The organism is Mycobacterium sp. 2YAF39 (assembly GCF_052114565.1).
Lineage (GTDB): Bacteria > Actinomycetota > Actinomycetes > Mycobacteriales > Mycobacteriaceae > Mycobacterium.
Genome location: NZ_JBFREZ010000007.1, coordinates 170145 through 192776 on the forward strand (window position 1 = coordinate 170145; position 22632 = coordinate 192776).

Here is a 22632-nt window from a genome sequence, read left to right on the forward strand (position 1 = left end):
CCGAATCGCTACTGATCCAGTCTAAAGGCGGTCGCAAATCGCTTGAATCCGCATATCAGCGGATCGATTGCAACTCCCGCCGAGGTGCGGCGCCCCGCGCATCGGCCAGCGCGTTTGCTTCGTTCAACAGCTCGCCGAGCTGCACGGGATAAACCTTTTCGCCCTTGGCGACCAGCTCACGGATCATTGTCTCATCGCACCACCGGTGCCCATGGATGTAGGCCCGCTCCAGGCCCGAACGCCCGGCGACCGAAGGCTCGAAGCGATCGGTGCGGTGGATGAAGAACATCTCCTCGCTGTGAATGACCGATCTGTTGAAGTCGATCACCGCGTCGCGCTGCCAGACCGGTCCGTACATGTCGACGGGGTCGACGCGCAGCCCGGTCTCTTCCTCCAGCTCGCGCACAGCGGTCTCCGCCAGCGTCTCCCCCTGCTGTGTCGCACCACCGACGGTGAACCACCAGCGCGGCGCCGGGCCGTCCGAGCTCTCCGCGACAGCGGGATCCGATCCGCAGAACAGCAGCACCGCCCCCGACCGGTCGAGCAGCACGACGCGTGCGGACACCCGCCTGCTCACCGTCGGGGCAGCGTCGCCGGACGTCGCAGAAGCCGTCGCGCCGAGATCCCTCTCGGCGATCTCGAAATAGGTTGGTAGCGCCGCGGTTCCGCCGAGCCGCAGCAATCTCACGGCGGGCCGCTCTCGTAGCGCCAGGGTGTCGCGGACCGCGTCGTTGTGGAATCGGCGGGCCAGCAGCACGCGGGCCTCGGCGTCTGCCAGTTCGGCGACCAGCGCGAGCGGCAGCGACGACGGGTCGACCAGGGCGAGCGCGGCGGAAAGATCGTTCTCGGCGGCCTCCCGCTTCGCCCGGGGTGAGCGTTCGGCGACGTCGGCCAGCGCTGCCAGTCGCTTCCCCGCCGGCCCGCCCCCGTAGGAGTCGACGGCCACCGCGCGGGCGACCACGGCCCGCCGCGCCAGCAGACTGTCGAGCGCCTGCCAGGACAGGTCGTAGCGCACGTGCAACCGGTCCAAGCGGTTGGCGGTCTGAAGTGCCCAGGCCCCGACCAGCAGCAGGACCACGAGAAGCACCACCGCCAGCGCGGCCACCACGATCCAGGTGGTCAACGGGATCCCCTGGCCTTGGCCCGCAAGGCACCCACGGCGTTGCTCGCCGTGCCCGCGACCCGCACCTTCGCTCCCGCGCCTGCGACGGTCTCGTAGACGCGCATGATCTGGCCGGCCACCACCGACCAGTCATAGCGGCGCACAGCCTTGGCCGCCGCGTCGATATAGCCCGACCGAACGGCGTCGTCGTCCAGCACCTCGATCAGCCCCGCCGCCAGGGCTTCGGGGTCGTCGATCGGGACCAGCCGGCCCGCGGTTCCGTCCATCAGCACCCGCCGGAACGCGTCGAGTTCGCTCGCGACCACCGCGGTGCCCGCGGCCATCGCCTCGACGAGCACGATGCCGAAGCTCTCGCCGCCGGTGTTGGGTGCGCAGTACACGTCCGCACTGCGCAGCGCCGAGGCTTTCGCGGCGTCGTCGACCTGGCCAAGGAACCGCAGATGCTTCGCGAGTTTCCCCGCGGACCGACGCAGTTCGTCCTCCTCGCCGCGACCGACGATCAGCACCTCGATGTCGCCGAATCGCTCGACCAATCGGGGCAACGCCCGCAGCAGTACGGCCATGCCCTTGCGGGATTCGTCATAGCGCCCGAGGAACAGCACCGACTTGCCCGGGCGCGGGTAACCGTCCATCGGCGGCGCCGACTCGAACGACGCGACATCCACTCCGTTCGGTATCTCGACGGCGTCGCTGCCGAGGGATTCCATCTGCCAACGCCGTGCCAGATCGGACACCGCGATGCGGCCCACGATCTTCTCGTGCATCGGCCGCAGGATCGGCTCGAAAACGCTGAGCGTCAACGACTTAGTGGTCGACGTGTGAAAGGTCGCAACGATCGGACCCTCGGCGATGTTCAACGCCAACATCGACAGGCTCGGCGCGTTGGGTTCGTGGAGATGCAGTACGTCGAATTCGCCTTGCGCCAGCCACTTTTTGACCATGCGGTGCGTGGCGGGGCCGAAGCGCAGCCTCGCGACCGATCCGTTGTACGGAATCGGTACCGCTTTGCCGCCCGATACCACGTAGTCGGGTAGTGAGCCGTGCGATTCGGAGGACGTCGGCGCCAGCACGCTGACCACGTGGCCGCGGCCGTGCATCACCTCGGCCAGCTGCAACACGTGGGACTGCACGCCACCGGGTACGTCGAACGAGTACGGGCACACCATCCCGATGCGCATCAGGTCACCCCGAGTTTGGCGCGCCGCTCGTCGGAAAGATCTGCCAGCCACTGCGGCTGCATCATGTGCCAGTCGGCAGGATGCGCGGCGATGTTGCGCGTGAACCGATCTGCCAGCGCCTGGGTGACGGCGACGACGTCCTTCGAGCTGGTGTCCAGCGGCTCCTGGAGATCGATGACGCAATCGTCACCGTCGTAGTAGACGTGTGCCGGAATGAGGTGGGCCCCAGTGGTGATGGCCAACTTCGCCGGTCCCGCGGGCAGCCGGGTCGGTTCTCCGAAGAGGTCCACTTCGACCCCGGACCGGGTGAGGTCACGGTCAGCCATCAGGCAGACGAGCTTGTTCTCGCGCAGGCGCTCGGCGAGAAGCTCGAAGGGCGGACGTTCACCGCCCGATGCCGGAAACACCTCGAAGCCCAGGCTCTCCCGGTACTCGATGAAGCGGCGGTACAACGACTCCGGCTTCAGTCGCTCGGCCACGGTGGAGAACGTGCCGTGCTTGTGGACGAGCCAGACGCCGGCCATATCCCAGTTGCCGCTGTGCGGCAGCGCCAGGATGCCGCCGTGGCCGGCGTCCATGGCTTCCTGCGGCCTGTGGGTGCCGATACTCACGGAGTCGAAGTGGCGACCGACCTCGTCCAGATCCATCGTGGGCAACCGGAACGCCTCCCGCCAGTACCGGGCGTAGGAGGCAAGCGAAGCACGCATCAGCCCGTCCGGCACGCCGGCGGGCTCGACGCCCAGGACGCGGGCGAGGTTCTTGCGCAGCTGTTCGGGTCCCCCGCCGCGCGCAGCGTAGTGCGCACCGGCGCCGAACGTGTTGCGCGCCACCGCCTCCGGCATGGCACGAACAAGGCGCCAGCCTGCGGCGTACCCCCAGTCGGTGAACCTGCCACTAAGCGAGGATCCCGACCGGCTCTCCGTCACGACTCTTCCCCCTGCCCTGCGGGCGGGTGGTGGCCGGATGTCTCGGGTGTCTCGTCGGGTTTCGTCATCCGATCCATCGCCCCCGGTGAGGTCCGCACACTGTGCACGCGCTGGCCGAGGGTGATGAGGCTGGTCACCGCGAGCACCCACATCGAGACATGCAACAGCCACGGCACGCCGAACAGCCCCGACAACCCCGCCCCGGCAAGCACGATGACCAGCCGTTCGGGCCGCTCGATCATGCCGCCCTCGGCGGACAGTCCGCTGGCCTCGGCACGCGCCTTGATGTAGGAGATCACCTGCGAGGTGACCAGACAGATCAACGTCGCCACCACGAGCGATGTGCTGTGGATGCCGAATGCGATCCACCACAGCAGTCCACAGAAAATGGCTCCATCGCCGATGCGGTCGCACGTGGCGTCGAGCACCGCACCGAACCGCGTGCCGCCGCCGCGCTGACGGGCCATGGCGCCGTCGAGCATGTCGGCGAGTACGAAGACGGAGACGGAGAAGCTGCCCCACCACAACTGGCCGATGGGTAACAACGTGAGCGCAGCCAGCACGGTGCCCGCCGTGCCCAGAATGGTGATGCTGTCAGGAGTGAGCCCTGCACGCAGCGCAGCCTTGGCGATCGGCCGAGACAATTTCTCGTAGGCCGCGCGTGTCATCAGGTAAAAATTACTCACTGCTGCTTCGCCCACTCCGTCGCCAGTAACTCGCGTGTCTCGCTCAGCAGCTGCGGGACGACCTTTGCGCCACCGATGATCGTGATGAAGTTCGCGTCACCGATCCAGCGCGGCACCACGTGCATGTGCAGATGGTCTGCCAGCGAGCCACCCGACACCTTGCCCAGGTTCAGCCCGACGTTGAACCCCATCGGGCTGGACACACTCTTGATGACGCGAATCGCCTTCTGGGTGAACGCCATCAGCTCGGCGCTCTCGGGCTCGGTCAGGTCTTCGAGCTCGGACACCCGGCGGTACGGGACAACCATGAGATGGCCCGGGTTGTACGGGTACAGGTTCAGCACGACGTAGACGACCTCGCCGCGCGCCACCACCAGACCGTCCTCGTCGGACAGCTTGGGGATGTCGGTGAATGGTCGCGACGGCTCCGCATCGTTGCGCCGCAGCGGAGTCTCCGCGATGTACGACATCCGGTACGGCGTCCACAGCCGCTGCAGGTGGTCGGGATCGCCGGCGCCTTGGTCGACTATCGAATGGTCATCGGACTGGCTCACGGCTTGATGCCCACCTCGACCAGTTCGGCTGTGGGGGCTGCGTTCTCCCGATTCGCGATCCACTTGGCGATGGCGGCCACCGCCGCCTCGCGCGGTACACCGTTGATCTGGGTGCGATCGCCGAAGCGGAAGCTGACGGCGTCGGCCTCGATGTCCCGATCGCCCGCCACGAGCATGAACGGCACCTTCTGGTTGGTGTGGTTCACGATCTTCTTGGCCATCCGGTCATCGCTGACGTCGACCTCGGCGCGGATGCCTGCCATCTTCAGTTGCGTGGCAAGGCCGTTGAGGTATGGGATGTGGTCCTCGGCGACGGGGATGCCGACCACCTGCACCGGGGCCAACCATGCGGGGAAGGCGCCGGCGTAGTGCTCGGTGAGGATGCCGAAAAACCGCTCGATGGACCCGAACAGCGCGCGGTGAATCATCACCGGACGCTGACGAGTTCCGTCGGCAGCGGTGTACTCCAATTCGAATCGCTCGGGGAAGTTGAAGTCCAGCTGGATGGTCGACATCTGCCAGCTGCGGCCGAGCGCGTCCTTGACCTGCACTGAGATCTTGGGGCCGTAGAACGCCGCGCCGCCGGGGTCAGGCACGAGATCGAGGCCGGAGGCGGCGCCCACCTCGGCCAGCACGCTGGTCGCCTCCTCCCACAGCTCGTCGGAGCCGACGAACTTCTTCGGATCCTTGGTGGACAGCTCGAGATAGAAGTCCGTCAGGCCGTAGTCACCGAGCAGGTCGAGCACGAAGCGCAGCAGCGACGTCAACTCGTCGCGCATCTGGTCGCGCGCGCAGAAGATGTGCGCGTCGTCCATCGTCAACCCACGGACCCGGGTCAGACCGTGCACGACGCCCGACAGCTCGTATCGGTACACCGTGCCGAATTCGAAGAGCCGCAACGGAAGTTCGCGATAGGAGCGCCCGCGCGACCGGAAGATCAGGCAGTGCATCGGGCAGTTCATCGGCTTGAGGTAGTAGTCCTGGCCGGGCTTGCGTACCGTGCCGTCCTCGTTGAACTCCGCGTCGAGGTGCATCGGCGGGAACATGCCGTCGGCGTACCAGTCCAGGTGGCCCGAGATCTTGAACAGCTCGCCCTTGGTGATGTGCGGGGTGTTGACGAACTCGTAGCCGGCCTCGCTGTGCTTGCGCCGCGAGTAGTCCTCGAGCTCACGCCGGATGATGCCGCCCTTGGGGTGGAAAACCGCCAGCCCGGAACCGATTTCATCGGGGAAGCTGAACAGGTCGAGCTCCGCGCCGAGCCTGCGGTGATCGCGCCGCTGCGCCTCTTCGATGAACTCGAGGTGGCGGTCGAGCGCTTCCTGCGACTCCCACGCCGTCCCGTAGATGCGCTGCAGGCTCGCGTTGTCCTGGTTGCCGCGCCAGTACGCGGCCGAACTGCGGGTGAGTTTGAACGCCGGAATGTAGCGCGTCGTCGGGATGTGCGGCCCGCGGCACAAGTCGCCCCACTCCCGTTCACGGGTGCGGGGATTGAGGTTGTCGTACGCGGTCAGCTCGTCTCCCCCGACCTCCATCACGTCGGGGTCGCCGGACTTGTCGTCGACGAGTTCGAGCTTGTACGGCTCGTTGGCAAGCTCTTCGCGCGCTTGATCTTTGGACTCGTAGACCCGCCTCGAGAACAGCTGGCCTTCCTTGACGATCTGACGCATGCGCTTCTCGAGCGCTTCGAGATCTTCCGGCGTGAAGGCGCGCTTGACGTCGAAGTCGTAGTAGAAGCCGTCGGTGATGGGCGGTCCGATGCCGAGCTTGGCCTCGGGGAATTTCTCCTGCACCGCCTGGGCCAGCACGTGGGCGGCGGAGTGACGGATGACGCTGCGGCCGTCGTCGGTGTCGGCCGCCACCGGGAGGACGTCGACGTCGGCATCGGGGACCCACGACAGGTCCCGCAGTCGTCCCTCGGGGTCGCGCACCACGACGACGGCGGCGGGGTCACCGCGGCCCGGCAGGCCCGCGTCCCGGACCGCCTCACCCGCGGTCGTCCCGGCAGCGACCCGGATAGGGGCTGCTGGGGCGGGGCTGACGGCGGCGCTCATCGGTGTTTCTCCAATTGGGTCGGAGGGTTACGTCGGGGTATGTCGAACGCGACCATGTTATCGGTGCGTCTCCTCAGGACCCCAAGCCAATAGGGCTGTTCAGCCACGGCCAATCCAGGCCGAAGAGTTCAGCGGTCCAGTCGGCGGCGCCCAGCAGCCACAGCGTGGCGGCCACGACCAGCGCGGTGAAGATGCCGCCGAGGATCTGGATGGACCAATGTCGCGCTTGAAACCAGTCCATCACCTTGTCGTAGCGCTCCTTGGCGTAGGCCAGCAGCCGTCGTGCCCATTCGAACTCCGTCGCCAGGATGCCGAGCCCGATGAACAGAATCGCCCAGCCTGGACCCGGGTACGGGATGGCGATGATGCCGACGACGAACACCACCAGACCGACTATCCCGACGCCGATGCGGTAGACGAACTCTGCCTTGGGACGGTCGCGCAAACGGTCGCGCCAGCGGGCGGCCCATCGACGGGTGCGGTTGGGCTGCTCTTCCGCGTCCTGTTTCACGGTTGGCCCGGCCGCAGTTTCACGAACAACGCGTGCGACTCGGCGAGGACGTCGTCGCCGTCCAGCAGCCGGCCCGATACGAAGATCTTGCGGTCCTCGATGCCGTCGATACGGGCGTCGACCTGCAGCTCCTTCTCGACGACGGCGATCTTGCGGTAGTCGACGTGCAGGAACGCGGTGCGCTGGGCACGGCTGCCGCTGAGCGTGAAGGCGGCGTAACCCAGCAGACCGTCGAAAAGCTGCGCCACCGCGCCGCCGTGAGCCGCGCCGTTGCGGCCTAGGTGGAAGCGCCGAAACTGCGCCGTGCCTTCGATGCGCTCGTCCGGCGTCTTGTGCAGGTCCAGCGGGATGGACAGCAGATTGCCGCGATTGGGCAGATCCATGCGGCGTCCGGACGGCGAGGCCCATTCGTCGGCGTAGTAAGGCGCCAGTAGTTGCGTCACCTTTTCGACGAGGTCGGCAGCCTCGGTGATCACGTCGTCGGGTGCGTCCGCGGCGCGGGCATGGTCCTGCAGGGTGCGGACAGCATCGACGAACCGGCCGTAGTCATCTCCACCCTTGGTGGTCGGTACCGGCGGATTGAATCCCCCACCGGGATGCGCACCCGAAGGTTCGTCGGTGATCACACGAACACCGTATTGCCTGGCTCAAGCTTCGGTCGGACTGCCTGCCTCAGCTTTCGCCGGACCCGGCCTTGCTCAAGGTCTCGAACTCGTCGTCGGACAACTCGATATCCGCGGCCGCGACGTTCTCCTCGAGATGGGCGACCTTCGACGTGCCGGGGATCGGCAACATCACCGGCGACCGCTTGAGCAGCCAGGCCAGCGCGAGCTGCGACGGGGACGCATCGTGGTCGGCGGCGATGCGCTGCAGTGGGCCGTCCGCGGCGGCCAATGGTCCGGCGGCCAGGGGGAACCAGGGAATGAAGCCGATGTTCTGGGCCTCGCACGCTTCGAGAACGGGTTCGGCCTTTCGCACCGACAGGTTGTACATGTTCTGCACCGACACGATCGTCGCGACCTTCTGGGCGGCTTCGAGTTGGCCGGCGTCGACCTCGGACAGGCCGATATGGCGGATCTTGCCCTCCTGCTGAAGCTTCACGAGCTCACCGACCTGGTCCTCGGCCGGGAACTTGTCGTCGATGCGGTGCAGCTGGAAGAGGTCGATGGTGTCCACGCCAAGCCTGCGCAGGCTCATCTCGCACTCCTGGCGCAGATACGCAGGGAAGCCGAGGACCGGCCACTCGTCGGGGCCGGTGCGCAACAGGCCGGCCTTCGTCGCGACGACGACCCCGTCCGGGTAGGGGTGCAGCGCTTCTTTGATCAGCTCCTCGGCCACATACGGGCCGTAGGAGTTCGCGGTGTCGATGAAGTTGACACCGAGCTCGACGAGGCGACGCAGCACGCGTATGCACTCGTCGGGGTCAGCCGGCGGGCCCCATATGCCTTTACCTGTCAGGCGCATCGCGCCGAATCCCAGACGATTGACGGTGAGATCACCGCCGATGGCGAAGGTGGTCATGGTTGGCAACCGTACGCCGACGTCGTGAACGGGGCGCAGGTCGCGATAGCCTCTGCCGCAATGAAGCTGAGTGACCTTGCCGCGCTGCCGCTGACGTATTCACAGGTCGGCGCCACCGCAGGAACGCTGCCGCCCGACTACCACCATGTGCAGAAGTCGGCGGTGATCGGTCGCGGCCGGCAGCGCTTCGAGGACGCCGCCGCGGCGGGCATGCGGTGGGGCATGCTGCGCGGCGCCGGGGTCAGGGTCACGGCGACGACCGAAGTCGCCGCCGTCGGGTCGGACGTCATCGTGCACCTGGGTCCTGTGCAGGCGCCGTGCCGTGTCGTCTACGTCGTCGACGAACCCGATCGCCGTGGGTTTGCTTATGGCACGCTGCCCGGTCACGCCGAGTCCGGCGAGGAGCTATTCCTCGTCCGCTACGACCCGGCCACCGAGAACGTTTTCGCGGACGTGACGGCGTTCTCCCGGCACGCCACGTGGTGGAGCCGGCTGGCCTCGCCCTTCACGTCGCTGGTGCAGCGAGTCGTGACCTCCCGCTACCTGAAGGCTCTCTGAGGCAAGGCTTCGCTGTCTCGCAGGTAGCGGCGCGAATGATCTTGCTCACCCGCGGTCAATAACGCGTAACCTAGTGAAACTTGATCAAGTCGTCCGGGCGGTGAGCGGTGAACAATCCAAGCGTCTTAGAAGGCACCCACCTGCGTATTGCCGAGCTCGTGCAGGGATTACACGGTCGCACCGATGCCGATTCGGAGACCATGATCGCCGAGCTGGCCGAGCACGCCGCCGTTGAGATTCCGGGCGCCCAGTACGCGGGCATCACCATCACCCGCAACGGCAAGCACATCGATACACCCGCCGCCACGCACGCGTATCCGATGTTGCTGGACAAGATCCAGCAGCGCCACGCCGAGGGTCCATGCCTCACCGCGGCATGGGAGGAAAAGACCATCCATGTCCCCGACCTCGAGACCGAACAGCGCTTCCCGCTCTACCGGCAGGACGCGCTGGCCGAGACGCCGATTCGATCGATCATGGCGTTCCAGCTGTTCATCGCCGGCGAGACGATGGGCGCCCTGAACGTGTATTCCGAGACACCCGACGTCTTTGACGAAGAGTCCAGGAACATCGGCTTGGTCTTCGCCGCGCATTCGTCGGTGGCGTGGAATTCGGCACGCCGCGATGAGCAGTTCAAGCAAGCACTGGCGAGCCGCGACATCATCGGTCAGGCCAAGGGCATGATCATGGAGCGCTACGGCGTCAACGCCGTGCAGGCGTTCGAACTGCTGCGCAAGCTGTCGCAGGACTCCAACGTGCCGCTGGTCAAGGTCGCCACGAATCTCGTCGAAGACAGTCAGTCAGCGACTCAATAGCGTCGCTCGAGGTTCTTGATCACACGCTCGTCGTGATCGCTGAATTGTGATTGCCACGTCGACGAATCGCGGCCGACCTCCCAGCGTGCGATCAGGTTGCGTATTTTGCGGGCCGTTGCCGAAGCGTGACGAACCCTTGATCGAATTGCGAAGTCTCGCCTGAGCTTTGAATCGTGTTGGCGCCCCTACGATCAGATATTGACAAGGTTGTAATTTCGAAGGAATCGGAAGCCATGCGTGTGGTTGTTGGGCGTGTTCTCGCAGCGATCGTGATGGCTGCGAGTGTGGTTACGGTGCCCGCGGGCACCAGTACAGCGGCGAGCCAGTCATACCGGCCCGCCATCGAATCGCTTCTACCGGCGCAGGGCGCGGTAGTGGGTATCGCTCACCCGGTGGTGGCGACGTTCAGGGCCCCGGTCGCCGACCGGCGCGCGGCCGAACGCTCTCTTGACATCAAGTCTGTGCCCGCGATGACCGGCAAGTACCAATGGGTGGAAGACAATGTCGTGCAATGGATTCCAGATTCGTTCTGGCCGGCGCACAGCACGGTGGCACTGTCGGTGGCCAACCTGCCCATCACCGACTTCCAGACGGGACCCGCCGTCGTCGGCGTCGCCAACATCGCGGACAAAACGTTCACCGTGACCATCGACGGTTTGCCACCGACCGAACTACCTTCGCCGCACCACCGGCCCAACTGGGGAAAGCCGGGAGTGTTCCCGGCGTCGATGGGGCGGCCGGAGTATCCGACGCCCGTCGGCACCTATACCGCACTGGCCAAAGAACGTGACGTGGTGATGGATTCGAGCACCGTCGGGATTCCCGTCGACGCAGCCGACGGCTACAACATTGACGTGGAATACGCCGTCCGATTCACGCAGCGCGGCCTCTTCGTGCATTCAGCGCCGTGGTCCGTCAACCAAATGGGATATGAGAACGTCAGCCACGGCTGTATCGGACTCAGCACCGAAGACGCCGAGTGGTACTTCAACACCGTCAACGTCGGTGACCCGATCATTGTGCGGGAGAACGGCATCGAGGTTCCGCGAACGGTGTCCGGCTAGTTCCTTCAGCTGTTTCCAGCCCGCCCTCGGTAGGGCCGGCATTCCCGACGGCTTGCTGAACTATGAGCGACACTGTCGCTAAACACAAACGCGTACAGAGTGTTTAGCGACGGTGTCGCTTTCGTCGTATAACAGGACCCATTGCATATCCGGCATCCCCGGTCTCCCATCCCAGGGACAGGCCCCGCCTCTAGCCTTACCCACTCATGGTGGTGTCGCTTGGTCCCATTCGCAGTCCGGGCACAACCGAGCGACCCGCCCCCATTACTGGGGACGGGTCGTCGGGGAGGAACTGAGTTAGTGCTGGGCGCCCGCAGGGCCGGGCGCGATCGGCTGACCGGCTACTGGCGCACCGCTGGGCGCGGGTCCCACGGGATCGCCCTTACCGGCGGCCGCGCCACCCATGGTGGTCAGCGGAAGGCCTCCCACCACCGGAGCACCAGCAATCGGAACCAACGGCGGAACGATCGGGACCGGCGGAACCAGCGGCGGAATCGGCGGAACCAGCGGCGGAGGAACGATCGGTGGCACCAGGGGCGGAGGAACGATCGGCGGAGCGAGAGGCGGCCCAGGCAGCGCCATCGGCACACCCGCCATCTCATTGACCGGAGCGCACACCATTCCGGGCGCTGCTGGGGCCTGGCCTGCCGACGTCTGGTACTCGCACCCGCCGGCTGCCGCCACGGGGCTCAATGCGATGGCGACGCCACACAATCCAGCTCCGACAGCAATCACTCTGATGTGGATTCGATCAAAGATCGCCATCACCCATCGACTCCTTCATTCGCGCTCAGACGTTCCACTTCACGTTGTGCAGCAGAACCAAATGCCATAGATGTCATCTAGGACGACGCCGTCAATTTATCGACATAAAGGGCGACGGTGGAACACGCCGCACCGTGCCGTTTCCAAATGGTGACGTTCGACGTCGCGTGAACCCCGTTTCGGCCGGAGTTCCTTGCTAATGAGACGATTTCGTCATCGGACTGTGTCCAAAACGTTGGCTGAGACGCGCCGGAACTACACCTCGACCAGAGGCGACTCGGCCGGCTTCTTCGGAAGGAACGCCGCGGGAATGAACGTCAACACAACCAGTACGACGGCCACCATGAATACTGTCGTGTAGGCATGGGAGAGATCCAGCTCCACGTTGTACATGAAGTCGGGAGCAAGCGACGACGGCGGTATCGCAGATGGGTCTACCGGTATCCCGTTCTCAGCGGCCTTCTGCTGCAGTATCGCCATTTCGTTTGCGGTGGAGATATTTTCGCTGCGGTTGAACTGATTGGTCAGGATCATCGACACCAGTGCGCCGCCCAGGGCGCCGGCCACCATCTGGTTGATCATCATCAGCGTCGATCCCCGCGCAAGCTGATGCTCTGTCAGCGTCAGCACCGCCGATCCGGACAGCGGCAGCAAGGTGCAGCCTGAACCCATGCCTGCGATCACCAACGCGGTAACCAGGATCGGTGAGTAATCCGCCTGCGTGGCAACGCCGTAGGTGAACATGCCCAGTCCCGTGACAGCAAGAGTGAGGCCGATCAGCACGATCTTGCCGGGGCCGAATCTGTCCATGAGCGTCCCAGCAATAGGCATGGTCAGCATGGCGCCGAGTCCCGAGGGGATGATGTGCATCCCAGCCTCAAAGGGCGTCAGGTGCATCAACTGCTGGAAGTAGCTCGGGACCAGGAGTCCGATGGAACCCGCGACGATGTAAAGAAGCATCGCCACGTTGGCCATCCCGACGGTCCGATTGGTCAGCAACCGGAAGTCGAGCAACGGATGATCCGCTCGGTACAACGAGTGCAGGACGAACGCGGTGATCAACACAAGGCCGACCAACAGCGGTATCAACACATGGCGATCGGTCACCGTGCCGCGCCCGGGCATCTCCGACACTCCGTACAAGAATGTCGCCACGCCGGGCGAGAGCAGAAGCATGCCGATGAAGTCGAAGGTTTCGGACGGTTCCGATTCATCTCGCGGAAGGAAGATGGCAGCCAGGACGACTGCCATCAGACCTATCGGCAGATTGATCAGGAACATCCACTCCCACCCGTAGTTTCGGATGAGCCAACCGCCCAGCAGTGGTCCGCCGATAGGGGCGAGCAGCAACGGGATGGCCGCCAGCGCCATCACGCGGCCGAGTCGGTTCGGGCCGGCCTCGCGCGTCATGATGGCAAGCGTCAGGGGCATCAGGGGGCCTCCAGCGACGCCCTGCACGATCCGAAAGATGATGAGCAGCAAAATGTTCGGGGCAATCGCGCACAGAAGCGATCCCAACGTGAATGCCAGAATCGACGCGACGAACAATCGCTTGGTGCCGAACCGGTCGGCCGCCCAACCGGTCATCGGAGTGACGGTCGCCAGCCCGAGCACGTAACCGGCCATCGTCCAGCCGACGATGGCCTGAGTGGAGTCGAACTCGACGACAAAGGTGCGTTGCGCGACGGCGACGATGGTGGCATCGAGGCTGGCCATGACCGAGACCAGCAGGCACACGCTCCCGATCTGCAGGAGTCTGGCATCGATTCGATCGGGATATTGGCGTTCGGTGGTCGTGGGCTCGGCTGGCGTGCGCGTCGAGGCCCCCGGCGGCGATCCCGGATCGACGACGCGCTCCCCCATGGCCATCAGCATCTACCGCGTCGCTGCTCTCCGAGGCCAGAACGGGTCGAATCAGAGGATCCGCCCGGCGACAAACCTGCACGTCGGCTTGGGTAGTCCTATTCGGTGAAGATGTCGTAACCAGATCGGTGTGAGGTGGTGGTCCCGACTGGGATCGAACCAGTGACCTTCCGCGTGTGAGGCGGACGCTCTCCCCCTGAGCTACGAGACCGGGGAGCCCGACCAAAGGGTCGAACGACGTCGAAGACTAGCACGCCAGCGGCTTTCGACCCGAATTTGTTTCGCCACGACGGCCCGCGCTTTTCGCAGGTTCGTCGGCCCATCCGGGATTGCCGGGCTATCGTCACGCCGTGGCTCAACTCGACCGACGTCTCGTGTCCGCGGTTGCCGGTTTGGCCGCGCTGCTGGCGCTCGTTGCCTGCGCCGGCTCCCCCGGCCCGCAGCCCAGCAGCCCGCCCACCGGTGCCAGTCAGGACAAGGTGGCCGCTACGGGCTCAGCGCCGGACACCTCGATGACGGAGCCGACGGCCGAGCCGCTGGATCAAGAGGTGTTCGAGTACACCGGCTTCCTCTCCCCGACGGGCAACGTTGCCTGTGCGATCGATGCCGACCTGGCCCGTTGCGACATCATCGACCACGACTGGTCACCGCCGCCCCGCCCCGCCGACTGTGAATTCGACTACGGGCAGGGGATCTCGGTCGCACCCGGCGAGCCCGCCGCGTTTGTGTGTGCCGGCGACACCACCTTCGGTCCAGACGAGGTGCTGCCGTATGGACAATCGATCACTGCTGGACCGATGAGCTGCGAAAGTGCCGAGTCGGGCATCACCTGCCGCGACACCCAATCGGGCAACGGCTTCACGATCTCGCTTGAGGCCTATCGGGTGTTTTGAGGGATTTGTAGTGTTTCCCTTGGGTCGACTATTGTCGTCCTTCGCGACGCACGAGGCGTTCGTTGCGCGCGGATGTAGCGCAGTTGGTAGCGCATCACCTTGCCAAGGTGAGGGTCGCGGGTTCGAATCCCGTCATCCGCTCGAAGGGTGTAGTGGCGTCAACCCAGTGGTGGAGTGGCCGAGTGGTGAGGCAACGGCCTGCAAAGCCGTGCACACGGGTTCGATTCCCGTCTCCACCTCAACGATTTTGTCTAGGCGCGATTAGCTCAGCGGGAGAGCGCTTCCCTGACACGGAAGAGGTCACTGGTTCAATCCCAGTATCGCGCACCAAGTTCGACGCAGGTCAGGCCATATAAGCCAGACCGGTAGCGAACCAAATGGGCCAGCTATGGGCTAACCGATTGCGGCGCTAGCCGACGCGAGAGGTAGCTAAGCCATGGCCACCACACCTGTAACAAATGTTCCATCTGAGGTTGCGTCCCTACCCGGCGCTGACTTCGCCTCCTTTTGGGAAGGCGCTCCGCCCCATCGGACGGTGTTCGGAGTCGACCGCTCAATCATCGACAGCGATGCTCGCGTTTACGCGGCGGCCATCCAGCTCGCGGACGGCACCGTCGACGACGGGACGATCGAGGCGCCATGCCTGTAGGACTGTGACGGCGAACGGGACGGAATACATCTCAACAGCGACCAGGCGCGCGAGCTTGCTGCTGCGCTCCTGCAGACTGCCGACGAGGTCGACGGGTGGGCCGGGCGATGAAAACGATTGACTGGCCCACTGGTGCTACTGAGGTCTCTGATTGGGCTGACGTCGGACATCCCAGTGAGTTCCGGTCTTTCGACGGGCCGATATGGACGATCCCCGAAGTTCAGTACACGAACGACGCACCCGCCCGGGTGTTCGTCTCCGGAACGCAACTTCGTGACGGCACCGTCGAGGAACGCTGCATCCGCCTCGAAGGCGTCGCCTGGGAGGACATGCTCACCAGCAGCGTGGCGCGGAAAATCGCTACCGCGCTCGCCGAGGCAGCGGACAAGCTTGACCGCCTCAACGCGGAGGTAAAGCAATGACCGCCACACCGGACCAGATATTCGAAGTCGCGCGCAAGGCGTTATCGCAAGAAGCCCGCGACCTAGTTGAGGTACTCAGCCCGACTGATTTCACCATGCGCGAGCTGATCGCCCTTATTGCTGTGCTGCAACCCGTCTACGACCGATACCGGGCGCGTCTCGAGTGCCCTCCCACGCCCCTGAAATTGATACGCCGACCCAAGAAACCAAGCTGTCCTAGCTGACGTCCTAGCTGTTGTTCGGCCCCGCCCAACTCTTCAAACGGCGGGGCCGCGCTCTGAGTGCTGTAGCCAAGAAATCTCCAAGAAGGCATTGGGACTGTGTTGTCAGCACCGGCTGAAAGGTCCGGCACAACAACCGCAGATAGGAAAACCTCGGATGCTTAACAGGATCTGCCCACCGTTTCCTCCGCCGGATCTCTACACCGTCATCTCTTGCGACAACGCAGGCCAGACGTCGTCCCGCCTCGTGATCGCCGGCAGCCCTGCCGATGCAGAGGAGACGCACCGCGGGCACTACCCCGGCGGCGACATCATCAGCGTCGTGGGCAACGAGTAGGAACCGCTCACCGAAGCCCTCAGCGTTGGGCGGTATTTCAAGAAGTTTGGATAGGACTTCTTGGTTTCCTGCCTTTTCTAGGGCGGGGCCGAACCATGTCCGCGGCTTAGCCTGCTCGGTGCATTGAGAATCTGTTGAGGGCAACCCGCGAGTCTCTTCTCAACCACAAAGCGCTGTGGCTCCAAAGAGAAGGAACTCCAATGAGCACCACCCCCTCCACAACCACGAACAGCACTGTTCACGCGATCAAGAAGTTCGCCACCGCCGCGGCCATTGCGGGGGCGCTAGGTCTTGCCGCCCTCGGCATGGCCAACGGCACCGCGGCCGCAGCACCTGCCGACGACTCCGGGTCCACTACTTCCGCCGCTTCCGAGCAGGCCGGACCGAGCTCCTCTACAGCCGGATCGACCTCCCCTACAGGGGACTCCGACGGTTCTGCGATCCCAGCGCCGAAATCGGCCCCGACCGCCGGTCCGGCAGCCAAGACCGCTAACACGCCGACTGACACGCCGACCTCTACCGTCGGCAACGGGCGGCAGCCCGGCGATTCGGCCGACTCCGGGTACGTCGCGCAGGTGCCCGGCGGCTTGCCCTTTAATCAATTCGCGAACTAACGAATGTGCGTGAGATTCGACGATGGGCAACACCGATGAGCTTGCCCACTGGTTAGGCGGCAGACACCAGTTCAGCCGTGGACCCATCCACTAGAGCCATTAACTCAGCCATTACGTCCACAACGCTCTGGATGCAGAGCAAAGGAAGATTGTGACGTATGAGCTTCTGAACAAGCGCCAGGTAACCGAGGACGACTTGCGCTGAGTCGACCTTGCTGGGCAGGCGCGAGGTCCTCGCTCACACTCCCTGCTTGGGCGGGGCCAAACTCTGTCTTGCCGCCCATGGACAACCTCAACCCGCGTAACGGCGAAGATAGCGACGGTACAACCCGTCCTCAGTGCCCACCGACGCGACATCGCCACATATCGACCGACCTTCATCGGTTGAAGGAACCGATCTGCCCTAGCCGGTGTCCTACCAACTGTTCGGCCCGCCCTCACCCCACATGGGCGGGCCGAACCTGTGCGCTTGTCGAGCTGCCCTCAACGCGGGCCCGGACCCTTACGTACGACCTTTTAACTTCTAGCCACGCTTGGGGGTGAGCCGGAGACTCATCGTCCGCATCATTGAGAGCATGGCCGCCGCCGCTTGGGAATGGCGGGCCGAACCGGTCTAGGGCGCCCCGCACCCGGCGCTGTTCTACCTTCCGAACCATGTGTCGCTCTCCTAGCCAAGTGAAATTGATTCCACGTTCGACACTCCCGGCATGGGCTTGGAACTTCCTAAAAGGGACGCGGTGGCCGGGCGCCCGAGCAGCCCTGGCAGGTATATCTGCCGCAAGGCCGTTTTCCGTCGCGGGTTGCGCCCTGTTCGTGCGCCCATGGGGGCCGAACGCATTTGCCAGTTGTTTGACCGCTCGACGAGGCGGGCACGCGTTAAGGGTCAGCGCGGCGAAGTCGGTCACGCTTCGGCTGACGTGATAGGCGGGCCGACGGAGTGAGTCCCTAGGTGGTTCAGCAGCGAGCCCTTGCCGTCGACCCGCCGCCTGGCAGGGGGCGTTCGACCGCGCCGAACTGGTATCAGGCATACACTGAGGTCGTAGTGTGCCCGTAGCAGCGGTTATCGCATGCTTTGAAGGGCACCAATCATGAGTGCTGATCTTTATGCGCCATTGGCTAGGCTCATAACCACCGCAGAGGCTATCGAGGGTCTACGAGACCTGTTCGCTGCCGAAGAGTCCCTAGACGTTGTGGCGGAGCGGGTCGCCAAGACCGCCCTCGCGGCGATACCGAATGCGGACGTCATCAGCATCACCGTGCTGTCGTGGCCCGATGCCCGCACCGCGGCCTACACCGACGAACGGGCGCTGGACCTTGACCGCCAGCAATACGCTTCCGGCCGAGGGCCGTGCTTGGAAGCCGCGTGGCAGGGCACGCCGCTTCGAGCGGTCATGGACGACGAACATGAACGGTGGCCCGAATTCGTTGAGGCCGCGCAGCGACAAGGATTCCGCGCAAGTTTGTCGGTTCCGCTGCTGATCGTAGGCATGGATAGCGAGCAGGAACTTGTCGGCTCGCTCAACATTTACAGCCACACCGCAACCGCGTTCGATTCCTTCGACGCTGAACTTATGCGTCTGTACAGCGTGGCCGCAGGTCAAGCGATTAGCAACTCCAGCCGATGGCAGAGCGCCCGAGAGACGGTGACCCAGCTTGAGACTGCGCTCATCTCTCGCTCCGACATCGACATGGCCAAAGGCGCTCTCATAGCACTGCACGGATGCAGTCCAAGCGAGGCATTCGACAAACTGATAGACGAATCCCAAAGGCGCAACATCAAACTGCGCGACGTCGTCCGCGAAATGCTGGACCGGATGCAGACGAAGACCTAGCCATCGCTACTCGGCCTGTCGGTGCCCTGGTGTCACCGCTTCCGACTCGGGCTAGACCAGTTGCCGCGCCCCAAACCGACCTAAAACCGTCAACGTTTGGGTCCAGCGAAGTCGGGCACGCGTAGCGGCAGGCGAGATTCGTTGGCCGGCGAATTGACCTCGCTAAGTCTCGCGGTTCAGTCAAATGTGTGCCTGGCGAGACCGAATCCGCAACGGCGGAGCGGGTATTGGCGTCGATGGCCCGGGATAGCAGCGCTGCGCCGGGCGCCGGCGGGGATTGTGCGGGCGGGGTTGCGACAAGGCTTCCATTAGGAGCCACCAGATCAGGTTCGCCGATCAACCCCGCTCACCAGCTACACTACGCTCCTCGCTCGTCCTCGTGTTCATTGACAGGACAGCCGCACTCAGCGCAGTAGTAGTCCTCGCCCATGAAGCGGCCGCACACGTCGTACCGGGCACACGGTGGGCCGGCAGCTCACTCATCAGTGGCCATAAAGTGGTCGCGAAGGTACCCACCGATCCCGTGGTCGCCAAACTGGACAGCTTGCAATCCGAACTGCGCGACGGCCCCTGCGTCACTGCCTTGCGCGAGTGCCACACGGTGCACGTCACCGACCTGGCCGGCGAAAGCCGATGGCCACAATTCACGGCGCGAGCTATCTCGCTGGGAATACGCAGCCTGCTGTCGTTCCAACTTTTCGTAGTCAAGAGAACCTCGGTGCGCTGAACCTCTACAGCAATAACAAAGATGCATTCACCGAAGAGTCGATAGAGATCGGCACCATCTGGCGCAGCGCGCCGCCGTGGCTTTGGAAGCCGCGGCCAGCGAAAAGCAATTCAAAGCGGCTTTGGCAAGCAGCGACATAATCGGACAGGCCAAAGGCATCCTGATGAACCGCGAAAAGCTCACCGGCCTAAGAGCATTCAACCTGCTTCTACACACTTCCCAGAACGCCAACATCAAACTCACCGATATCGCTCAGTGGGTTGTCGACGAGCACGAACAAGCCCTCGACGGTAAGAGCACCCGGCAGCGCTGCAGCCATGAACTTTTTTCTCAGCTGTTCGAGGCGGCGGACGAGTGTCGGCCGTCCAGCACGAGGTGCAACATCGTTGCTCGTCGCCTTTTAGAAAGTTCCAAGGTCGCGTGCGGATACTCGTGCCGCTACAGGTGTCGGACGGCACCGAGCTGCAACAGGAGGCATTGCACGATGAAGGCAACGAACTTGAAGAGAATCGCGGTCGCCGGCGCCGTCTCAGGCGCGCTGGGTTTGGCCGCAATCGGACTCGGGGCGGGTACGGCCAACGCCGATGAACTGGACGTGATCGCACCGCTCATTCCCCCCGGGATGGCAGACGACGTGGTGGGGTATCTGCCGTTGATCCAGAGTGTCGGCGAAATCGGCGGCGACGCCGGACTCGGCGAACTGAGCAAGGTCCCAGTTCTCGGACAGATCGGTGACCTGGGCCAGTTGCAAGATCTCGTGTCACTTGCAGGCGGCTTCTAGGGTTCGCCCCTACCGACCTCGGCCCGTCACGTTCCCCCACGTGGCGGGCCGAGCCATGCCCCGATCGCCCTCCAAGAAAAGTCCAAGATCGCCGGCGGATGCTTATGTCAGTCAGCCAGCCGCACTCCATACGAAGCAGGTAGTAATGAGCATCAAGCACATCGCCGCCGCCACCGCAGTCGTCGCCGCCGTGGGATTCGGCGCCATCGCGGGAGCCGTCAGCTTCAGCGAGTCGGCCGCCAGCGGCACGACACCGGAAATGGCCAGCGTTCAGTCCTGGAGCAAACTGCTTGCCTCTGCCCCGCAGCCCGAATTCCGGCGCTGATTTGACCATCGCGACGGTCAGTATAGTTTGCTCAGAGGGTTAGATCCGTGTAAAAAGGGTTATCTGAGTTAGCGAGACCACCGCCGACACCGGCACGCACACCCGGCACCTGCGGTTGGTCCAGCGAAGCCCCCGCGCTGGGGTCGGGGGCTTCGCTCCAAACTTCAGGACCGTTAGCAGCGGTGCTCTCGGTCGGACGCGTCGAACGCAGCCGTGATGACGGCAGCGTCAGCATCCGGGTGCTCGCTGGCCACCGCTGCTATCGCAGGGACGGTGCCCGGGCCCAGACACGACCCACCATGAGTAATGCGCCCGCGCGTGAGCGCGTTGTTGAGCATGCCCTGGAACACGTCACGCAGTTCGCCATCTGCGCGTGAGTCGACGATCACCCTCTCAACGCTAGGTCGGCCGACAACGAGCGGCACTGAAGCTGCCTGGTGTTTGCCACACGCTTTACATGAGCGTCAAAAACTTGCGGCTGATGACGGTTCAACGCAGGCCCCCGAGCCAGCCGCAGATTTCGAAAACTGTGTGTTAACTGCGTGTCGAACTCGGCTCGACGGGTATCCGAGACCCATGGCGAGTGAAGCGTTGTTCGCGACGGCCGGTCTTTTCGGACTGTTTGTCGCCATGTTGACAGGCGCGTTGTGGGACACCCCGCTGGTGGCGTCGCCCATCCGGTATTTCCGGTCGGAAGGCCGCCACACGATGCCACGTTGATCGCCGGCGCGAATTGCATTGGGAATCAATTGCTGACACAGCGCCATCACCGCGAAACCGCTCGTACACCGCGAGTCACCCACTAGGCTTCCCGAAGGCCAACAAGTCATGACGACCTAGGGGTGGGACATGATTCGCCAACTCGCCGCCGCCGCCGCGATCGCCTGCGCTGCCATCAGCGTGGCACCGGTGGCCATTGCCGACGATTTGAAGTATCCCGACACGTCGGGGCGCTACCCCTCTGACGTGCCCGGCATGAATTACGAAGCCCACCTCACCGCACCCTGCACCAACCTTGACCGCTTCACGTTCGGCCGTGGTCCTGGCGGCGAGGTGTTGCAGTGCCGCTGGATCGTCAACCAGTGGCCGCCTCAGTACACGGGATTCTGGGTTGCGACCTATGAGTTGTTCGGCGTCCAAGAGACGGGCGCGCCATGCCCCAAACCTCAAGCGGCAGCCCAACATCCCGATGGACGCCCGATGCTGTGCCTGGGTGCCAAAGGTTGGCAGCCCGGCATCTTCACCCGGGACGGCTTCTTCCCGGTGTGACGCTCTAGCTGCGCAGAGTCCTACTCGGCGACGTTCCGAACGTCCGCTTGTACATGCTGCTGAAGCGTCCCGCGTGCCCGAAACCCCAGCGGCCGGCGATCGCCATCACGGTGTCGACGGACGGGTCGGCGGCCTGTAGCTCGCGGTGGGCCTGGTTCAGCCGCAGGGATCGCAGATACTCCAGCGGTGTCGATCCGACATGGCGCCGAAATGTGTACTGAACCGATCGAGGCGTCACGTTGGCAGACGCCGCGATGTCGCTCAACGTGATGTCCCGATGCGCGTTGTCGTGGATGAACGCGATCGCTTGTCGCAGCAGCCTCGGCTGCGCGGTCGGCGGTTCGACTTTGTTGGAAGACATTTCGTGTTCGATTACCCGCTCAGGTATCCCCAAAACGGGCCCGACGCAGATCACACCTTGACACGATCTGGCCATGACCGAACGCATCGAAGTCCCCCGCACCATTGCCGCTCCAGCAGCCGATATCTTCGCGGTGCTCTCTGACCCGCAGGGCCATGTCGCGATCGACGCCACGGGCATGCTGCAGAGCGCTGAGGGCGATCGGGTCAAAGCGGTCGGCGACAGCTTCGTCGTGCACATGGATCGCGAGTCGCTCAACGACTTTCCACTCGGCAAGTACGAGGTGACCGTCTCGATCACTGAGTTCGACCAGGACAGCCTCATCGCGTGGACGATCTTCGGCCAGATCAAACCCGATATCGGCCACGTGTACGGATACCGGCTTGAACCCACCGACGACGGGACCCTGGTCACGTCGTTCTACGACTGGTCGAACATCGACCAGCACTGGCGCGACGCCAACATCTTCCCCATCGTGTCGGAACTGGCGCTGCGCGCGACCCTGGGCATCTTGGACCGCTCCGTCCACCGCGGCTATCCCCAGGCGTCAACCATTGGTTGACGACGCCCTCGCGTCAACTTAAGG

26 protein-coding genes and 4 tRNA genes are annotated in these 22632 nt (G+C 64.2%); 16 read left to right on the top strand and 14 right to left on the bottom strand.

Features of this window, described 5'->3' with window-relative positions; genetic code table 11:
• Positions 1-55: 55 nt before the first annotated feature.
• The 9 genes from AB4Z42_RS20620 to AB4Z42_RS20660 form a co-directional block, all read right to left on the bottom strand.
• Entirely contained in the window at positions 56-1123 is a 1068-nt protein-coding gene (locus tag AB4Z42_RS20620) for an NUDIX hydrolase (protein WP_442011075.1), read from the bottom strand.
• The gene (locus AB4Z42_RS20625; protein WP_442011076.1) at positions 1120-2301 is read right to left on the bottom strand and encodes a glycosyltransferase family 4 protein; all 1182 of its coding nucleotides are present in this window, start codon (positions 2299-2301) and stop codon (positions 1120-1122) included. The genes AB4Z42_RS20620 and AB4Z42_RS20625 overlap by 4 nt, the downstream gene beginning before the upstream one ends.
• A complete protein-coding gene (locus AB4Z42_RS20630; RefSeq protein ID WP_442011254.1) occupies positions 2301-3143 on the bottom strand; it encodes a phosphatidylinositol mannoside acyltransferase in 843 nt (280 codons plus the stop codon). The genes AB4Z42_RS20625 and AB4Z42_RS20630 overlap by 1 nt, the downstream gene beginning before the upstream one ends.
• A gap of 80 nt (positions 3144-3223) precedes the next feature.
• Positions 3224-3913, bottom strand: a complete 690-nt coding sequence (gene pgsA, locus AB4Z42_RS20635; protein WP_442011077.1) for a phosphatidylinositol phosphate synthase — start codon at positions 3911-3913, stop codon at positions 3224-3226.
• Positions 3910-4467 carry an HIT family protein gene (locus AB4Z42_RS20640; RefSeq protein WP_442011078.1) on the bottom strand — a complete coding sequence of 186 codons (558 nt, stop codon included), beginning with the start codon at positions 4465-4467 and terminating at the stop codon, positions 3910-3912. Before AB4Z42_RS20640 ends, pgsA begins: the two co-directional genes overlap by 4 nt.
• The gene (gene thrS / locus AB4Z42_RS20645) at positions 4464-6518 is read right to left on the bottom strand and encodes a threonine--tRNA ligase (RefSeq protein ID WP_442011079.1); all 2055 of its coding nucleotides are present in this window, start codon (positions 6516-6518) and stop codon (positions 4464-4466) included. Before thrS ends, AB4Z42_RS20640 begins: the two co-directional genes overlap by 4 nt.
• A gap of 73 nt (positions 6519-6591) precedes the next feature.
• Positions 6592-7029: a TIGR02611 family protein gene (locus AB4Z42_RS20650; RefSeq protein WP_442011080.1), complete on the bottom strand. Its 438-nt coding sequence runs from the start codon at positions 7027-7029 to the stop codon at positions 6592-6594.
• Complete coding sequence (locus AB4Z42_RS20655) at positions 7026-7655, bottom strand: PaaI family thioesterase (protein ID WP_442011081.1); 630 nt, start codon at positions 7653-7655, stop codon at positions 7026-7028. Before AB4Z42_RS20655 ends, AB4Z42_RS20650 begins: the two co-directional genes overlap by 4 nt.
• 46 nt (positions 7656-7701) lie before the next feature.
• Positions 7702-8550: an aldo/keto reductase gene (locus AB4Z42_RS20660; RefSeq protein ID WP_442011082.1), complete on the bottom strand. Its 849-nt coding sequence runs from the start codon at positions 8548-8550 to the stop codon at positions 7702-7704.
• Positions 8551-8610: 60 nt separating this feature from the next.
• Between AB4Z42_RS20660 and AB4Z42_RS20665 the strand changes: the two genes are divergently transcribed.
• The 3 genes from AB4Z42_RS20665 (at position 8611) to AB4Z42_RS20675 (ending at position 10987) form a co-directional block, all read left to right on the top strand.
• Positions 8611-9108 (top strand): DUF1990 family protein, encoded by a 498-nt coding sequence (locus tag AB4Z42_RS20665; protein ID WP_442011083.1) that lies wholly within the window; start codon positions 8611-8613, stop codon positions 9106-9108.
• A 107-nt stretch (positions 9109-9215) separates the two neighbouring features.
• On the top strand, positions 9216-9923 hold the full coding sequence (locus AB4Z42_RS20670; RefSeq protein ID WP_442011084.1) for a GAF and ANTAR domain-containing protein: 708 nt from the start codon (positions 9216-9218) through the stop codon (positions 9921-9923).
• 233 nt (positions 9924-10156) lie between these two features.
• Positions 10157-10987 (top strand): L,D-transpeptidase, encoded by an 831-nt coding sequence (locus tag AB4Z42_RS20675; protein ID WP_442011085.1) that lies wholly within the window; start codon positions 10157-10159, stop codon positions 10985-10987.
• A gap of 297 nt (positions 10988-11284) precedes the next feature.
• Here the strand turns inward: AB4Z42_RS20675 and AB4Z42_RS20680 are convergent, their stop codons facing one another.
• The 3 genes from AB4Z42_RS20680 to AB4Z42_RS20690 all read right to left on the bottom strand — a co-directional run bounded on the left by AB4Z42_RS20680 (position 11285) and on the right by AB4Z42_RS20690 (position 13826).
• On the bottom strand, positions 11285-11752 hold the full coding sequence (locus AB4Z42_RS20680; RefSeq protein ID WP_442011086.1) for a hypothetical protein: 468 nt from the start codon (positions 11750-11752) through the stop codon (positions 11285-11287).
• A gap of 255 nt (positions 11753-12007) precedes the next feature.
• Positions 12008-13615 (bottom strand): DHA2 family efflux MFS transporter permease subunit, encoded by a 1608-nt coding sequence (locus AB4Z42_RS20685; protein WP_442011087.1) that lies wholly within the window; start codon positions 13613-13615, stop codon positions 12008-12010.
• Between the two features lie 136 nt (positions 13616-13751).
• Positions 13752-13826: transfer RNA gene (locus AB4Z42_RS20690), tRNA-Val, on the bottom strand.
• A gap of 139 nt (positions 13827-13965) precedes the next feature.
• On the opposite strand from AB4Z42_RS20690, the gene AB4Z42_RS20695 reads away from it, so the two are divergent.
• From AB4Z42_RS20695 to AB4Z42_RS20745, 11 genes are all read left to right on the top strand, one after another.
• The gene (locus tag AB4Z42_RS20695; protein ID WP_442011088.1) at positions 13966-14508 is read left to right on the top strand and encodes a DUF6636 domain-containing protein; all 543 of its coding nucleotides are present in this window, start codon (positions 13966-13968) and stop codon (positions 14506-14508) included.
• A gap of 68 nt (positions 14509-14576) precedes the next feature.
• A tRNA-Gly gene (locus AB4Z42_RS20700) sits at positions 14577-14649 on the top strand.
• A gap of 27 nt (positions 14650-14676) precedes the next feature.
• A tRNA-Cys gene (locus AB4Z42_RS20705) sits at positions 14677-14747 on the top strand.
• Positions 14748-14763: 16 nt separating this feature from the next.
• A tRNA-Val gene (locus AB4Z42_RS20710) sits at positions 14764-14838 on the top strand.
• Between the two features lie 426 nt (positions 14839-15264).
• Positions 15265-15579 (top strand): hypothetical protein, encoded by a 315-nt coding sequence (locus AB4Z42_RS20715; protein WP_442011089.1) that lies wholly within the window; start codon positions 15265-15267, stop codon positions 15577-15579.
• 378 nt (positions 15580-15957) lie between these two features.
• Complete coding sequence (locus tag AB4Z42_RS20720; RefSeq protein ID WP_442011090.1) at positions 15958-16137, top strand: hypothetical protein; 180 nt, start codon at positions 15958-15960, stop codon at positions 16135-16137.
• A gap of 200 nt (positions 16138-16337) precedes the next feature.
• A complete protein-coding gene (locus tag AB4Z42_RS20725; protein ID WP_442011091.1) occupies positions 16338-16751 on the top strand; it encodes a hypothetical protein in 414 nt (137 codons plus the stop codon).
• 1088 nt (positions 16752-17839) lie between these two features.
• Positions 17840-18583, top strand: coding sequence for an ANTAR domain-containing protein (locus tag AB4Z42_RS20730; protein ID WP_442011092.1), 744 nt, complete (start codon positions 17840-17842; stop codon positions 18581-18583).
• A gap of 523 nt (positions 18584-19106) precedes the next feature.
• Positions 19107-19310, top strand: coding sequence for a hypothetical protein (locus AB4Z42_RS20735; protein WP_442011093.1), 204 nt, complete (start codon positions 19107-19109; stop codon positions 19308-19310).
• A gap of 76 nt (positions 19311-19386) precedes the next feature.
• Positions 19387-20091 (top strand): ANTAR domain-containing protein, encoded by a 705-nt coding sequence (locus AB4Z42_RS20740; protein WP_442011094.1) that lies wholly within the window; start codon positions 19387-19389, stop codon positions 20089-20091.
• Between the two features lie 145 nt (positions 20092-20236).
• On the top strand, positions 20237-20416 hold the full coding sequence (locus AB4Z42_RS20745) for a hypothetical protein (protein WP_442011095.1): 180 nt from the start codon (positions 20237-20239) through the stop codon (positions 20414-20416).
• Positions 20417-20589: 173 nt separating this feature from the next.
• Here the strand turns inward: AB4Z42_RS20745 and AB4Z42_RS20750 are convergent, their stop codons facing one another.
• The gene (locus AB4Z42_RS20750; RefSeq protein ID WP_442011096.1) at positions 20590-20805 is read right to left on the bottom strand and encodes a hypothetical protein; all 216 of its coding nucleotides are present in this window, start codon (positions 20803-20805) and stop codon (positions 20590-20592) included.
• Positions 20806-21265: 460 nt separating this feature from the next.
• On the opposite strand from AB4Z42_RS20750, the gene AB4Z42_RS20755 reads away from it, so the two are divergent.
• Positions 21266-21685, top strand: coding sequence for a hypothetical protein (locus AB4Z42_RS20755; protein WP_442011097.1), 420 nt, complete (start codon positions 21266-21268; stop codon positions 21683-21685).
• A gap of 4 nt (positions 21686-21689) precedes the next feature.
• On the opposite strand, the gene AB4Z42_RS20760 is transcribed toward AB4Z42_RS20755, so the two are convergent.
• Positions 21690-22046, bottom strand: coding sequence for a helix-turn-helix domain-containing protein (locus AB4Z42_RS20760; RefSeq protein WP_442011098.1), 357 nt, complete (start codon positions 22044-22046; stop codon positions 21690-21692).
• 73 nt (positions 22047-22119) lie between these two features.
• Between AB4Z42_RS20760 and AB4Z42_RS20765 the strand changes: the two genes are divergently transcribed.
• Positions 22120-22608, top strand: a complete 489-nt coding sequence (locus tag AB4Z42_RS20765; RefSeq protein ID WP_442011099.1) for an SRPBCC family protein — start codon at positions 22120-22122, stop codon at positions 22606-22608.
• The last annotated feature ends 24 nt before the right edge of the window (positions 22609-22632 follow it).

Bases quoted from the DNA above. Each gene is read 5' to 3' on its own strand.
- AB4Z42_RS20625 (WP_442011076.1), bottom strand. From the start codon at position 2,301: ATGCGCATCGGGATGGTGTGCCCGTACTCGTTCGACGTACCCGGTGGC.
- AB4Z42_RS20630 (WP_442011254.1), bottom strand. From the start codon at position 3,143: ATGCCGGAGGCGGTGGCGCGCAACACGTTCGGCGCCGGTGCGCACTAC.
- thrS (WP_442011079.1), bottom strand. From the start codon at position 6,518: ATGAGCGCCGCCGTCAGCCCCGCCCCAGCAGCCCCTATCCGGGTCGCT.
- AB4Z42_RS20660 (WP_442011082.1), bottom strand. From the start codon at position 8,550: ATGACCACCTTCGCCATCGGCGGTGATCTCACCGTCAATCGTCTGGGA.
- AB4Z42_RS20665 (WP_442011083.1), top strand. From the start codon at position 8,611: ATGAAGCTGAGTGACCTTGCCGCGCTGCCGCTGACGTATTCACAGGTC.
- AB4Z42_RS20675 (WP_442011085.1), top strand. From the start codon at position 10,157: ATGCGTGTGGTTGTTGGGCGTGTTCTCGCAGCGATCGTGATGGCTGCG.
- AB4Z42_RS20680 (WP_442011086.1), bottom strand. From the start codon at position 11,752: ATGGCGATCTTTGATCGAATCCACATCAGAGTGATTGCTGTCGGAGCT.
- AB4Z42_RS20685 (WP_442011087.1), bottom strand. From the start codon at position 13,615: ATGGGGGAGCGCGTCGTCGATCCGGGATCGCCGCCGGGGGCCTCGACG.
- AB4Z42_RS20715 (WP_442011089.1), top strand. From the start codon at position 15,265: ATGAAAACGATTGACTGGCCCACTGGTGCTACTGAGGTCTCTGATTGG.
- AB4Z42_RS20720 (WP_442011090.1), top strand. From the start codon at position 15,958: ATGCTTAACAGGATCTGCCCACCGTTTCCTCCGCCGGATCTCTACACC.
- AB4Z42_RS20725 (WP_442011091.1), top strand. From the start codon at position 16,338: ATGAGCACCACCCCCTCCACAACCACGAACAGCACTGTTCACGCGATC.
- AB4Z42_RS20730 (WP_442011092.1), top strand. From the start codon at position 17,840: ATGAGTGCTGATCTTTATGCGCCATTGGCTAGGCTCATAACCACCGCA.
- AB4Z42_RS20745 (WP_442011095.1), top strand. From the start codon at position 20,237: ATGAGCATCAAGCACATCGCCGCCGCCACCGCAGTCGTCGCCGCCGTG.
- AB4Z42_RS20755 (WP_442011097.1), top strand. From the start codon at position 21,266: ATGATTCGCCAACTCGCCGCCGCCGCCGCGATCGCCTGCGCTGCCATC.
- AB4Z42_RS20760 (WP_442011098.1), bottom strand. From the start codon at position 22,046: ATGTCTTCCAACAAAGTCGAACCGCCGACCGCGCAGCCGAGGCTGCTG.
- AB4Z42_RS20765 (WP_442011099.1), top strand. From the start codon at position 22,120: ATGACCGAACGCATCGAAGTCCCCCGCACCATTGCCGCTCCAGCAGCC.